General features: G+C 69.6%; 11 protein-coding genes and 3 pseudogenes. 6 read left to right on the top strand and 8 right to left on the bottom strand.

The features are described from left to right. The first annotated feature begins 109 nt into the window (after positions 1–109). A complete protein-coding gene (locus ACIOHP_RS43545) occupies positions 110–1,123 on the top strand; it encodes an NADP-dependent oxidoreductase (protein WP_401896341.1) in 1,014 nt (337 codons plus the stop codon). A gap of 146 nt (positions 1,124–1,269) precedes the next feature. Here ACIOHP_RS43545 and ACIOHP_RS43540 read toward each other — a convergent pair whose 3' ends face one another. The 6 genes and pseudogenes from ACIOHP_RS43540 to ACIOHP_RS43515 form a co-directional block, all read right to left on the bottom strand. Continuing rightward, positions 1,270–2,280: an enoyl-CoA hydratase/isomerase family protein gene (locus ACIOHP_RS43540; RefSeq protein WP_401896338.1), complete on the bottom strand. Its 1,011-nt coding sequence runs from the start codon at positions 2,278–2,280 to the stop codon at positions 1,270–1,272. Positions 2,281–2,350: 70 nt separating this feature from the next. Then, the gene (locus ACIOHP_RS43535; RefSeq protein WP_401896335.1) at positions 2,351–2,719 is read right to left on the bottom strand and encodes an iron-containing alcohol dehydrogenase; all 369 of its coding nucleotides are present in this window, start codon (positions 2,717–2,719) and stop codon (positions 2,351–2,353) included. A 91-nt stretch (positions 2,720–2,810) separates the two neighbouring features. Beyond that, a pseudogene (locus ACIOHP_RS43530) lies at positions 2,811–2,942 on the bottom strand (iron-containing alcohol dehydrogenase); the annotation flags it as partial. Positions 2,943–3,217: 275 nt separating this feature from the next. Then, on the bottom strand, positions 3,218–4,462 hold the full coding sequence (locus ACIOHP_RS43525; RefSeq protein WP_401896332.1) for an NADH:flavin oxidoreductase/NADH oxidase family protein: 1,245 nt from the start codon (positions 4,460–4,462) through the stop codon (positions 3,218–3,220). Positions 4,463–4,559: 97 nt separating this feature from the next. After that, positions 4,560–6,125: a long-chain fatty acid--CoA ligase gene (locus ACIOHP_RS43520; protein WP_401896329.1), complete on the bottom strand. Its 1,566-nt coding sequence runs from the start codon at positions 6,123–6,125 to the stop codon at positions 4,560–4,562. A 38-nt stretch (positions 6,126–6,163) separates the two neighbouring features. Further along, positions 6,164–7,636 (bottom strand): amidase, encoded by a 1,473-nt coding sequence (locus tag ACIOHP_RS43515; RefSeq protein WP_401896326.1) that lies wholly within the window; start codon positions 7,634–7,636, stop codon positions 6,164–6,166. A 127-nt stretch (positions 7,637–7,763) separates the two neighbouring features. Between ACIOHP_RS43515 and ACIOHP_RS43510 the strand changes: the two genes are divergently transcribed. From ACIOHP_RS43510 to ACIOHP_RS43495, 4 genes and pseudogenes are all read left to right on the top strand, one after another. Next, on the top strand, positions 7,764–8,336 hold the full coding sequence (locus ACIOHP_RS43510) for a TetR/AcrR family transcriptional regulator (RefSeq protein ID WP_401896323.1): 573 nt from the start codon (positions 7,764–7,766) through the stop codon (positions 8,334–8,336). Positions 8,337–8,586: 250 nt separating this feature from the next. Beyond that, on the top strand, positions 8,587–9,081 hold the full coding sequence (locus ACIOHP_RS43505; protein ID WP_401896320.1) for a hypothetical protein: 495 nt from the start codon (positions 8,587–8,589) through the stop codon (positions 9,079–9,081). A 174-nt stretch (positions 9,082–9,255) separates the two neighbouring features. Beyond that, a pseudogene (locus tag ACIOHP_RS43500) lies at positions 9,256–9,912 on the top strand (TetR/AcrR family transcriptional regulator). Further along, positions 9,866–10,069: pseudogene (locus ACIOHP_RS43495) on the top strand (alpha/beta fold hydrolase); the annotation flags it as partial. The pseudogenes ACIOHP_RS43500 and ACIOHP_RS43495, both read left to right, overlap by 47 nt. A gap of 128 nt (positions 10,070–10,197) precedes the next feature. Here ACIOHP_RS43495 and ACIOHP_RS43490 read toward each other — a convergent pair. Then, positions 10,198–10,788, bottom strand: a complete 591-nt coding sequence (locus ACIOHP_RS43490; protein WP_401896318.1) for a TIGR03086 family metal-binding protein — start codon at positions 10,786–10,788, stop codon at positions 10,198–10,200. Positions 10,789–10,849: 61 nt separating this feature from the next. Here ACIOHP_RS43490 and ACIOHP_RS43485 point away from each other — a divergent pair, with 61 nt between their 5' ends. Beyond that, complete coding sequence (locus tag ACIOHP_RS43485; RefSeq protein WP_401896316.1) at positions 10,850–11,665, top strand: DUF6597 domain-containing transcriptional factor; 816 nt, start codon at positions 10,850–10,852, stop codon at positions 11,663–11,665. Positions 11,666–11,910: 245 nt separating this feature from the next. Here the strand turns inward: ACIOHP_RS43485 and ACIOHP_RS43480 are convergent, their stop codons facing one another. Next, the gene (locus ACIOHP_RS43480) at positions 11,911–12,300 is read right to left on the bottom strand and encodes a hypothetical protein (RefSeq protein ID WP_401896313.1); all 390 of its coding nucleotides are present in this window, start codon (positions 12,298–12,300) and stop codon (positions 11,911–11,913) included. Positions 12,301–12,603: the final 303 nt, after the last annotated feature.

The raw sequence follows: 12,603 nt of genomic DNA, 5'->3' as shown, positions 1-12,603 counted from the left end.
CGTAACCAGCAGCACACCAACCCAGCCGCACGTTAGAACGGGCGCGAGGGGGGACCTGCGCGAAGAATCACATCGATCACCGGAACACCCACAGACAAGGGCGCCCGTCATGAAGGCATTCATCGTCGAGAAGTACGGCAAGGACGGCGTCCGCGCCGCAGACGTGCCCGAGCCCACCGTCGGCGCCCGCGACGTTCTGGTCAGAGTGGGCGCCGCCAGCATCAACCCGCTGGACAAGATGGTCCGCAACGGGGAGTTCAAGCAGATCCTGAAGTACAAGCGCCCGTTCGTGCTCGGCCACGACGTGGCCGGCGTCGTGACACAGGTCGGCTCCGCCGTACACGGCTTCAAGGTCGGCGACGAGGTCTACGCCCGCCCGCGCGACCTGCGGATCGGGGCCTTCGCGGAGTACATCGCGATCGACGCGGACGATGTCGCCCCCAAGCCGGCCTCACTCTCCCTGGAGGAGGCGGCCGCGGTGCCGCTGGTGGCCCTGACCGCCTGGCAGATCCTCGTCGAGCGCGCGCACGTGAAGCCGGGACAGAAGGTGCTCGTCCACGCCGGAGCCGGCGGCCTCGGCTCGACGGTCATCCAGCTCGCCAAGCACCTCGGCGCCACGGTGGCGACGACCGCGAACACCAGGTCCGAGGAGTTGGTCAGGAGCCTGGGCGCCGACGTCGTCGTCGACTACACCAAGGAAGACTTCTCCAAAGTGCTGTCCGACTACGACCTGGTGCTGGACTCCCTGGGCGGAGCGAACCTCGAGAAGTCGCTGACCGTGCTGAAGCCCGGCGGCCTGGCCATCAGTGTCGTCGGCCCGCCGGACGCCGGCTTCGCCAAGCAGCTCGGCGCCCCCGCCGTCATGGGCCTGGTCATGCACACCCTCAGCCGCAAGATCCGCAAGCAGGCCAAGGCGCTGGGCGTGCGCTACGAGTTCCTCGTCATGCAGGCAAACGGCTCCCAGCTGCGCAAACTCGCCGCCCTCTACGACAGCGGAAAGCTCCGCCCGGTCATCGACAGCACCTTCCCCTTCGACCGGACACTCCAGGCGATGGCCCACGTCGAGCAGGGCCGCACCAAGGCCGGCAAGGTCGTGGTCTCGATGGTGCCCGACCACTCCTGAGCCCCTACGCCCGACCGACAGCGCCTTCCGCTCCCGCTTTCCTGACAACCTGGTCGGCGGGGGCGCGCTCGCGTCTCGTCGAAGCGCGCCCCTCCTGCACGATCAGCCGCCTGCGCGCGGCAGTGGCCTGCATACGGCGGACCCGCTCAGGACGGCAGTGGCCCTCCGCCGAGCGACGGACGTTGCCAGCGGGGAGTGCGGTCCTTGTCGACCAGGGCCGCGCGGACGCCCTCCAGGAAGTCCGGCGTTCGGATGGTGGTGCGGGCGAGGGCGAGTTCGGTGTCGAGGCACTCGCGCAACGTCCGCTGCCTGCCCCGCGCCAGCAGGGCGTGAGTGATCTCCAGGCTCTGCGGCGAGGCGGACTCCAGAGCGGCCGACGCGGCTGCCGCCCAAGGGGTGTCGAGGTGGCGCAGGCGTTTCTCGATCTCGCCAAGGCTGGGCGCGCCGAACGCCCGGTCCACGTCCCCGCGTGCCTCCGCCAGCCTGCTGCCCGCCACCGGGGAAGGACCGGCGAGGCGGTTGAGGACCAGGTCCACCGGGTCACCGGGGCTGTCGGCCAGGGCATCCCCCACCGCATCGAGCCCGTCCGCGGGGACGAAGTGCGTGGCCAGCCCCGTGTACAGGGCGTCGGCCGCGTCGAGCCGTTGCCCCGTCAGTCCCAGGTACATCCCGATCGCGCCGGGCAGCCTCGGCAGGAAGTAGCTGGCCCCGACGTCCGGGAAGAACCCGATCCCCGTCTCGGGCATCGCCAGCACCGCGCGCTCGGTGACGACGCGGAAGGCGCCGTGGATGGACAAGCCGAGGCCGCCGCCCATGCACACCCCGTCGATGAGCGACACGACCGGCACGGGATATTCGGCGATCCGGGCGTTGAGCCGGTACTCGGAGGCGAAGAACCGCTCACTGGACTCCGCGTCGCCGGCGAGGCTGTGCTCGCGGATCGTGCGGATGTCTCCGCCGGCGCAGAACGCCTTCGTGCTGGTACTGGCGAGCACCACGGCGGACAGCGGGGTGTGCTCCCAGCCGGCGAGCACGCGGTCGATGCCGACGACCATGTCCGTCGTCAGGGCGTTGAGCGCCTTGGGCCGGTTCAGAAGGATCCGGCCGACGCCCCGGTGGACGTCGGCGAGGATGTCGGCGGCGGCGGTTTCAGTCATCGGTCGTCAACTCGCCGTCCGCGTGGACCTGGCGGTCATGGCCATCGGGGTTTTCCTCACTCGCCGGCTGTCAGGCGTAGATCTGTGCGTAGAGATCCTGGATCTCGTTCATGGTGGGTACGACGGGGTTGTTGGCGGGGGATCCGGAGGCGAGCGCCTGCTCGGCCATGAGGGGCAGCAGGACGAACCACTCGTCCTCGTCGATGCCGTGGGCTTGAGGTGTGGGCACCTCAAGATCCTTGCACAGGGCTCGGAGCGCCTCCACGAGCCGGTCGGTGGCCAAGCTGTCGCCGTCGGTGGCGGCTCCGAGTGCGCGGGCGCAGTCGGCGTACCGGCTCTCGGCGGCGGGCACGGAGAACGCGGTCACCGCGGGGAAGAGCATCGCGTTCGACTGTCCGTGGGCATCGCCTTCTCCAACTCCGGCGTGGCACTGGTGCACGGTATGAGCCGCCCGATCGGCTCTCACTTCCACGTCGGCCGATGGTCCGGATCGCGTTCAGGGCGAGGCCGTCGGAGAACGGATTGGCCTTGCGGCTCACGTACGCCTCGACGGCATAGGGGAGGGCGTCGACGCCGGTGTCCGCGGTCAGCCGGGCCGGCCTGGACAGGGTCAGTCCGAAGTCGACGACGGCGGCGACCGGCAGGCCACCGTCCCCGGGCACAGCATCTTCTTCCCATCACCCTGGCCGTGCGCCGCGAGGCCAGGACACACCCGGCCGTACGTGCCCTCTGGACCGCACTGCGCCATGAGGTCGCCGAGCGGGCCGACGAACCGCTGCCGGAGTGAACGCCGGGGAGTCTCCGGTGGGGTGACGCCAGAGCCATCCAATCGAGGTCTTCGCGGACGCGGCTCGACGGCATATCGCGGTTCAGCCGGCCCCCTCGGCGACCTGATGTCCTTCTCGGTCTGCCCAGGGGGCCGGGTACAAGCGGGGCCTCAGGCTCCGCGCTTGCGGCGGAAGGACGTGCTGCCGTTTCGCCGGATCATCGAGACGGTGGTGGCGAGACGCCCGCGCCGCAGGTCGGGTGCGAGGCCCGCGCCCAGTCGATGCAGTTGGTCGGCGTGCCAGCCCAGGTCGAGCACACCGTCGAGCATCTTGAGGTCGGCGACCTTGCCGAGGACCCGGCGCATTCCGAAGCGCAGCTGGTGTGCGACGACGGCCTCGGCCCGTCCCGCCAGGATCACGTCCGCGGCATCGGGCGTCGTGGCGGTGGGCCGGCCCATACCGACGACGTCGCACTCGCCCGTGGCGACGGCGTCCTCCATCGCGGTGCGGGAGCGGAAGCCACCCGTGACGGCCACCGGCACATCGCCGACCAGGTCGCGCACCGTACGCGCGTACTCCAGGAAGTAAGCCTCGCGGGCGCGTGTCGACGCCGCGGCGGAGCCCGACATCGCCGGCGACTCGTAGTTGCCGCCGCTGACCTCGATCAGGTCGAGTCCTTCGTTCACCAGCGCCGCGACGACGGAGCGGGACTCCTCCTCGGTGAACCCACCGCGCTGGAAGTCGGCCGAGTTGAGCTTGACGGCTACGGCGAAGCCGGGTGACACCCGGGACCGTATGTGGCGCACGACCTCGAGGACGAAACGCATCCGGCGCTCGGGGTCGCCGCCCCATTCGTCGTCGCGCCGGTTCGACAGCGGGGAGAGGAACTGGTTGACCAGGTAGCCGTGAGCTCCGTGCACTTGCACCCCGGCGAAGCCGGCCGTCTCGCAGACCTCCGCCGCGGTCGCGAACCGCTCGATGATGTCCTCGATCTCGGCGGACGTCAGCTCGCGGGGCTTGGTGGCACCGGGCAGGTTGAGCGCGATCGGGCTGGGCGCGACCGGTGTGTGCCCGAGCGCGAGCATGTTGGCCTGGCGGCCGGGATGGTTGAGCTGTACCCAGGTCGGGATGCCGGCGTCCTTGGTCGCCGCGGCCCATCGGGTGAGCGCGGGGAGGTCGCGGTCGTCCTCGATGACGACGTTGCCCGGCTCGCCGAGTTGGGTGCGGTCGACCATGACGTTGCCGGTGATGATCAGTCCGTACCCGCCCCGGCTCCAGGTGCGGTAGAGCTGTTCGAGGCGATGGTCGGGGGCGTTGCGCTTGTCGGCGAGCGCCTCACTGAGTGCGGACTTCATGATCCGGTTCGGTAGCACCTGGCCGTTGGGCAGGGTCAGGTGGTCGTGCAGGGAGGTCATGGATGGGTTTCCTTCGGTGGGGGCGGGAGCGTGAGCATGGGTGGGGGGGTGACGGGGGACGCCGGTCGCGCCCCCGGGGTTCGCGGAGGCGTCGCGGTCAGGCGAGTTCGCGCTTGAGGATCTTGCCGGTGGACGTCAGCGGCAGCGCGTCGACGAACTGGACGATGCGCGGGTACTTGTACGCGGCGAGGCGCTCCTTCGCCCAGGCGCCGAGCTCCTCCTCGGTCGTGCCGCTCCCGGCGTTCCGCACGACGACGGCTTTGATCTCCTCGCCGTGGGAGTCGTGCGGTACGCCGATGACGGCGACGAGCGAGACCCCGGGATGCTCCATGAGCACTTCCTCGATCTCGCGCGGATAGACGTTGAAGCCGCCGCGGATGATCATGTCCTTGGACCGGTCGACGATGTAGTAGAAGCCGTCCTCGTCCTTGCGGGCGAGGTCGCCGGAGCGGAACCAGCCCTCCCTGATCGCCTCGGCCGTCGCCTCGGGCCGTTTGTAGTAGCCCTTCATGACGTTGTGCCCCTTGATCGCGATCTCCCCGATCTCGTCGGGGCCGCCCGTGACGTCGCTCCAGTCGTCGCGGACGAGCTTCATCTCCACGCCCGGGATGGGCACGCCGATCGATCCGACGCGGGGTGCCTCGCCGAACGGGGAGAAGGAGGCGATCGGGGAGGTCTCGGACAGTCCGTAGCCCTCCAGGATCGTCACCCCGAAGCGGTCCTCGAACTGCTTGTGGATCTCGGCGGGCAGGGCTGAGCCGCCGACCGCCGCCACCCGAAGGTTCGTGGCCAGGCGGGCGACGTCGACGGTGTCGTCGAGTGCCGCGAGCAGGCCCCAGTACGTCGTCGGGACCCCGGCGAAGAACGTCACGTCGTGGTCGAGCATGAGGCGCAGGGCGGCCCGCGCCTCGAACCTCGGCTGCATCACGATGGTGCCGCCGAAGGCGAGGGCGCCGTTCTGGATGACGGTCTGACCGAAGGCGTGGAACAGCGGCAGCACGCACAGGTACGTGTCGGGGTGCTCCGGATCGGAGGCGAACAGGTCGGTGCCGGCGAGCGCGTTGTCGTACACGTTGCGATGCCGCAGCTCCGCGCCCTTGGGGTGGCCGGTCGTGCCGGAGGTGTAGAGGACCACCGCGGTGTCGTCCTCGTCGCGGTCGACCGTCCGGAACGTCACGGGCCGGTCGGCTACGGCCGAGGCGTACGACTCCGGCGTCCCGTCCCCGGACCACGGCGCGCCGCCGTTCTCGATCAGGAAGAACTCGGTGCAGGCCGCGCTCGCCCGGAACCCCTCCCACGCGGTCTGTCCGATCGGCAGCTCCGGCGTGCCCTCGAAGGCGAAGTACGCCTTCGCGTCGGAGTCGGTGAGGTGGTAGGCGACCTCGCGGGCCTTGAGCAGCACGTTCAGCGGCACGACCGCGGCTCCGGCCTTGAGGATGCCGAAGTAGACGCTGGAGAAGTGCGGCAGGTTGGGGCAGGACAGAGCGACCTTGTCACCGGGCCGGATGCCGCGTGCGACAAGCAGGTTGGCGACCTGGTTGGCCGCGGCGTCGAGGGCGGCGTAGGTGACGCGGTCGTCGCCGAAGACGATCGCGGTGCGCTGCGGGTAGCGGGACGCGGAATCCGTCAGCAGTCCTGACACGTTGCGGCTCGGGAGGGGCATCGTCGTCTTCCTCGGCTCTCGGGGCGGGCGGTCGGGGGCTAGACGAAGGCCGGAGGCGGCAGGAAGCCGTCCACTTCCCGGCCCAGCAGTGCGGCGAACTCGATGGTGGTGAGATCGCCGCCGCTCGGTCCCATGGCCTGCACGCCGACGGGCAGTCCGCTCCTGCTCCTGCACACCGGAATGGTCGTCGCCGGACCGCCGGAGACGTTGGCGACGGCGTTCCACTTGACCTGGTCCCAGTAGGGGCGGCGCACGCCGTCGACTTCGAAGGGCCGTCCGAACCGGTCGATCAGCTTGTTGTGGTGGACGGGGGCGGCCGTCGGGGTGACCGGCATGAGGACGACGTCGAAGTCCTGGAAGAACTCGAACCATCGTTGGCGGAGCTCGTTGCGCACCGCGTGGGCCAGCTGCCACCGGTAGTGGGACTGGAAGGTTCCGAGCAGGGCGGGACCGGCGTCGCCGCGCGGGTGCTGGACGAGCCTGGCCAGCAGCGCGGCGTTGGGGGCGGGAGTGAGACCGGTGCGGTCGTAGGACAACGCGCCGTAGAGCAGGGGCAGGAAGGCCTTGCGGTGATTGGTCGTGATGTCGACCGGGAGGCTCGCGGGCTGGACGGTGACCTTCGCGCCGGCCGCTCGCAGCACGGTGACCGCGTCGTCCATGGCGGCCGCGACGTCGCTGTCGACCGGGCACGCGGCATCCTCGCCCCAGACGGCGACCCGGAAGTCGGCGAGCTTGGTCGCCCGTGGCGGTGCGAGCGTGTAACTGAAGCCGCCGTCGTAGTCGGCCGTTCCGGTCGTTGCCCGCAGGATCGGGACGAGGTCACGAGCGTCGCGGACCTGCGCGCCGCCGCAGGCCATGTCGGGGTTCGTCCATCGTCCTGTGCCCGGGCCGCCCGGAACGTGTCCGATCAGGGAAATCGACCGCCAGGTCGACTTGTGCCCGTACAGACCGTTGAAGTGGGACGGGATCCTGGTCGATCCGCCGATCTCCGAGCCGAAGTCGAAGGACGTGAGCCCCGCGGCGGTGGCGACGGCGCCGCCTCCGGCGGACCCGCCCGAAGTGCGGGTGGTGTCCCACGGGTTGGATGAGGGACCGAACACCGGGTTGTCGGCCTGGACGTCCTGGTTGCCGGGCGGCATGTTGCTCTTCCCCATGATCACGGCGCCGGCCGACCGCAGCCGCCTGACCGCCTCGGCGTCCTGGTCGGGGATGTAGTCCTTGAGGTCCGTACGCCCGCAGACGGTGCGCATCCCGGCTGTCTCGAAGCTGTCCTTGACCGTGATCGGCACTCCGTGCAGCGGACCGAGGTCCTGCCCCGCCGCCCGCGCGGCGTCCGCTTCCCGGGCTTCCCGACGGGCGCGCTCGGGATCGAGGGTCACCACCGCGTTCAGTGTGGTGTTGTGGGTGGCGATCCGTTCGAGGTAGAGCTCGACAAGCTCCCGGCTCGAGATCTCACCGGCGGCCAGCGCGCGTGACTGCTCCACGGCGGACTGGAAGGGAACATCGCTCACGGCACGCCTCATCATCTCTGGACGGTGGCCGACAAAATGGAATGTCAACCATAATATTACGCACGTCAGACCATAGATTAGGATGGAGTGCGAGGCAATGGCCCCGCGGAGCGAATGGAGGAACCCTGTGGCGCGCTACGCCAAGGAGCACAAACAGGTGACTCGGCAACGGATCATCGAGACGGCCGGCCACCGGTTCAAGCAGGACGGCATCGACGGTTCGGGCATCTCCACGCTGATGTCGGATGCCGGGCTCACCAACGGAGCGTTCTACGCCCACTTCGAGTCCAAGGACGACCTGGTGGCCAACGTCGTCGCAGGCGAACTCCGCACCCAGGTCGAAGCGTTCGGCACGCTGCGGCCCGGCCGCCCGGGACTCGAGGACCTCGTTCACCAATACCTGTCGCCCGAGCACCGGGACCACCCCGGCCTCGGGTGCCCCTCCGCCGCCTTGCTCGACGAGATCGGCCGCTGCGGGGACGGGACCAAGCAGGCCTACACCGACGGCGCGAAGGCCATCGTGGACGAGATCGCCGCCCGCCTGACACCCGAGGACCCGCAGTCCGCCCGAGGCACGGCCATCGGGCTCTACACCATGATGGTGGGGACCTTGCAGCTGGCCCGCGCCCTCTCCGACCGGAAGTTCGCCGACGAAGTCCTTGAGCAGGGAATCGGGAACGCCCTGGCGTTGATGCGCTGAGCGGACGGTCGAGCTGCGGCCGGGGGTGACCGGCTCGGCCGCGTCCCGCGAGGACGTCGAGTCCGGGAGCGGCGGTGACCCTGTGCGCCCCGAAGTCCGGAGCACCTGGGCACCCGCCACCGGCAGCTGCTCACGGATGCCGGGCAGCACGCCGGCACCGGCCCCTGACATCTGTCAGGGACCGCTGCGCGATTCGCCTTCCTAGGCTTGCGGTGCGCAACGCCCTGTCAGCCCAGCCGCGAGGAGCGTCATGTCCCTGTACACGCGTATGGCCGCCACGCTGAGCGTGGCGGCTTCGTTCATCGGCCTCGTCGGACTCGCACCGCAGGCGTCGGCCTCGGCGTCGTCGGACGACACGCACTGCGCCGTGGTGGTGGAGCGGGTGAAGCCAGGTGAGAAGTTCTCCCAGGTGAAGAGCCGAACCTGTTCCGACACCGGGACGGCGGCGGTCAGCCGCAGCGGCCGGACCCTGCTCATGACCTGGTACGAGCACGCCGAGTACGGCGGCGCCAGCACCGACGTATACGGGGACTACGGCCCTTGCGACGCGGCCGGCTACGTCCTGAGCACCGGCACATGGTGGCGCTCGATCTCGTCGTTCATCACCTACAACAGCTGCGACGGCCAGCAGGCCGTCCTCAACGACGGCCACAGCGCCGTCTATTACTACGGGTTCGGCACGCCGTACGTGGGCAGCCAAGCGAACGACAACATCGGCTGGTTCAAGGTGTGGGATGCCCTCTAGGCATCCGGGCAGCGCAACCGCCGGCCACTTTGGACAGGTGCCTCGAGCCGATCACCCCAGAGGTGTCACGGTTCGAGGCAACGCCCGCGGCTTCCAGCGAGCACCGCTCACCGCGCCTACTGCCGCTCGAGGAACTCGAGAGCCGTCTCCACGAACTGCTGGTGGAACTGGAAGATGCCGCCGTGCCCGGCGTCGGGGCACAAAGAGGCAACCAGGCAGCGGATCATCGAAACGGCCGGCCGTCGGTTCAAGCAGGACGGCATCGACGCGTCGGGCGTCTCGACGCTCATGAAGGACGCGGGGCTGACCAACGGCGCCTTCTACACGCACTTCACATCGAAGGATGACCTGGTTGCCACCACGGTCGCCGATCAGCTATAGGCGCAGAACGCGAGCATCGTCACGCAGGCAGCGCCCGGCCGCGCCGGGCTCGAGCAAATAGTGCGGTGGTACCTGTCCGCCTGGCACCGCGACAGCCCCGGCGACGGCTGCCCCTCCGCCGCCCTGCTCGACGAGATCGCGCGCTGCGCAGACCCGACCAAGCAGGCTTACACCGACGGCGTACTGCTTGTCATCGACGGCATCGCCGCCCGCATGGCACCCGGCGACCCGCTCGCGGTGCGCACCAGGACGCTCAGCGCCTACGCCATGATGGCCGGGACGCTACAGCTCTCCCGGGCCCTCGCCGACCGACAGCTCTCCGACGACCTCCTCGAGCAGGGCGTCCACAACGCCCTCGCGCTGCTGGGCGTCGAACAAGAGCACGCGGGGCCGCCAGGCGCCGTCGGATCTGTCGAAGATTCACCAACCGGTCCTCCTGGCAAACGGTGAGGACGACCGGACGGTGCCCAGCCGCAACACACTCGACCTGGCCGCACGCCTCCCCCGGAGCGAGCTCGTCCCTCTTCTCCCGGACGCCGGACACGGGGGAATCTTCCAGTGCCACGACGAATTCGTGGCACGCGCGCTCGGCTTCCTCGCATCGTGAGCCTGAGCGTGCCCCTCTGACCAGAGCGACGGTCCGATGGCCCGGACGAAACGGCCGTGTGGGCGTGCCCAGAGGTGGCTCGCCGGCCGGAACAGTGCCCAGCCCGAAGAACGGCGGCCGGTCGGGGACTATTTCCCGTACGGATCCCTGCCGGTCCGGGCCAGCAGGCGCTCGAAGGCCGACGCGCCCTCGGCCTCCGGCACGGGCTCTCCGAACACCCCCATCGTCCTGGCCGTCGGCGCCAGTTCGTCCACCGCGCCGGACAGTTCCGCCACGACCGCCTCGTCGGCACCCGGGTAGTCCTGGCCCGTCGCCCGGGCCAGGTCCCACACATGCACGGTCAGATCGAGCAGCGCCATCGAGCCGACCAGTCGCGCGGGCATGTTCATCGCGCCTGTCGTCCCCTCCTCGGCGCCGGGCGTGGACCAGGCCGCCACCAGCCGGTCCGCCTCGTCCATGAGCCGCTCACGCCACTCGGGACTTTCGGTGATCCCCTCGGGCGTCTGACCGAAGTCCGACGCCTCCTTCACGGCGAGCCGCTGGAACTGCACGATGACCTGAAAAAGGTGATTGACCAGCGCCTTCACGTCGTACTCGGCACAGGGTGTGGGGGCGGACAGAGCCGCGTCCGGGATACCACGGAGGACCGGAACCGCCCTGTTTCGGGCCATGTCCAGCAGCTCACCGATGCCGTACGTCTTCGCAAGGTTCGTGTCCATACGTCGACCGTAGGCACATCCACCGCTGCCCTCTTGAAGAAACGCGACATACGATCCGGTCATGGCCGTACCCCGCCGCGACACCCGCGGGATCGTCGACCCGTCCGGGCTGCTGACCCGTGTGCGGTTCCGCCGCCACGAGCCAGCCGAGCCGCTGCGCCGCCACATCGAGTGGTACTGGCTCATCGACTGGGACCTGCCCGCGCCGTACGCCTCCCATGTCGTCCCGCACCCTTCCGTCCACCTCACCTTCCAGTGGGAAGAGGACCAGGGCCCGCCCTGCGGCGAGGTCACGGGCGTCGCGCTCGGCCTGTACACCCGCAAGCTGACCGGGCGGGGCCGGGTGTGCGGGGCGAAGTTCCGGCCCGGTGCCTTCCGCCCCTACGCACCGCAGGTAACGGTGTCGCACTGGACCGGCCGCGTGCTGGCCGCCCAGGACGTGTTCCCGCAGATCACCGAGGACACCGCCCGGTCGGTCGTCACCCCCGTCGACGACCGCGCCCGTGTCGCCGCCCTCGACACCTTCCTGCTCTCACTCGCCCCCGCCCCCGATCCTCAGGCCGACCTCGCCCGGGACCTCGTCCAGCGCATCCGCGTGGACCGCACGGTGCGCCGCGTCAGCGACTTCGCCGACGCACAGAGCCTCTCCGTGCGAGCGCTGCAACGGCTCTTCTCCGCCCACGTCGGTGTCAGCCCCAAATGGGTCATCCTGCGCTACCGCATCCACGAGGCCCTGGAACTGGCCGGCACCCGCACCGACATCGACTGGGCCACCCTCGCCGCCGACCTCGGCTACGCCGACCAGGCCCACCTCGTACGGGACTTCACCGCCACGGTGGGCGTCACACCGACCGCCTACGCGCAGGCCGCACGCTAGCCACGACGCGGTAGGTGCGCGGCGTCGGCCCACAAGGAGGAAGGGGTCCGCCAGCGAGCCGACGGACCCTCACGCGAAGTCGAGCTCGTGGCAACAGCCCCCTTTACGGGTGGCCGGGCGGCATACCGCAGCACGCAACGGTCTCGCTCTGACCGGCACTGGCCGGCGGTACCACCGCGAGCACCGCCGCCAGTGCCACGAACAAGCCGAGTAGGGCTTTACGCATGTCTCCTCCTACGGGCGGATCACGGAGGGCTACAGGGGTAGTTGTTGCCGGTGCCCAGCACGATGGAGTTGATCGGGCTCAGATTCTCGACGTTGCCGTACGGCGCGCCGAAGATGATCGACTCGCCTCTGCCGGTGCCGTTGTAGCCGGTGCACAGCTCAACCCAGGCGCCACCGTACTGGTTGTTCACCACGTAGTGGTCGCCGTACTGGTTGCTGAGGTTGTGCGGACCGTAGGCCCAGTAGACACCGCCGCTTTGGATACCCGAGTTCGGGTCGGCGTTGTTGTAGAGGCACACGGCTCCATACGGACATCCGTAATAGGTGGCGCTGGAACTCGCGGACGCGGGCCCGGCAGCCACGGCCACGACCGCCCCCGCCAACGCGACGGCCGAAACCGCCAACCTCATGAATTTGCTGAAAATCGCAGGGACCTCCTTGAGAATGCCGAGAGGGGCTGACACACCCACTACGAGCCCGCCCACCCCGCTCGACGACCGCCGCACCACAACCTAAAGGGCCACCCACTCCAACGGTCCCTGACACATGTCAGGGCCCCAACGACGCGGACAGTGCGGGGCCGTTCGCTGGGGAGGAGTACTGGAACGCCGGGAAGAACCGGACGAGCAGTTCCGATGGATCGGCCCATGACGTCAGACCACTCCAGCGGGCGGCTCTCGCGACATCGCTCAGGACAGGGCTGATAGAGCCGA

The sequence above is a fragment of the Streptomyces sp. NPDC087859 genome, assembly GCF_044742595.1.
Lineage (GTDB): Bacteria > Actinomycetota > Actinomycetes > Streptomycetales > Streptomycetaceae > Streptomyces > Streptomyces canus_F.
This window is presented reverse-complemented; position numbering and strand designations above follow the sequence as displayed.

Bases quoted from the DNA above. Each gene is read 5' to 3' on its own strand.
- ACIOHP_RS43480 (WP_401896313.1), bottom strand. From the start codon at position 12,300: ATGAGGTTGGCGGTTTCGGCCGTCGCGTTGGCGGGGGCGGTCGTGGCC.
- ACIOHP_RS43540 (WP_401896338.1), bottom strand. From the start codon at position 2,280: ATGACTGAAACCGCCGCCGCCGACATCCTCGCCGACGTCCACCGGGGC.
- ACIOHP_RS43520 (WP_401896329.1), bottom strand. From the start codon at position 6,125: ATGCCCCTCCCGAGCCGCAACGTGTCAGGACTGCTGACGGATTCCGCG.
- ACIOHP_RS43485 (WP_401896316.1), top strand. From the start codon at position 10,850: ATGGCCGTACCCCGCCGCGACACCCGCGGGATCGTCGACCCGTCCGGG.
- ACIOHP_RS43545 (WP_401896341.1), top strand. From the start codon at position 110: ATGAAGGCATTCATCGTCGAGAAGTACGGCAAGGACGGCGTCCGCGCC.
- ACIOHP_RS43525 (WP_401896332.1), bottom strand. From the start codon at position 4,462: ATGACCTCCCTGCACGACCACCTGACCCTGCCCAACGGCCAGGTGCTA.
- ACIOHP_RS43490 (WP_401896318.1), bottom strand. From the start codon at position 10,788: ATGGACACGAACCTTGCGAAGACGTACGGCATCGGTGAGCTGCTGGAC.
- ACIOHP_RS43505 (WP_401896320.1), top strand. From the start codon at position 8,587: ATGTCCCTGTACACGCGTATGGCCGCCACGCTGAGCGTGGCGGCTTCG.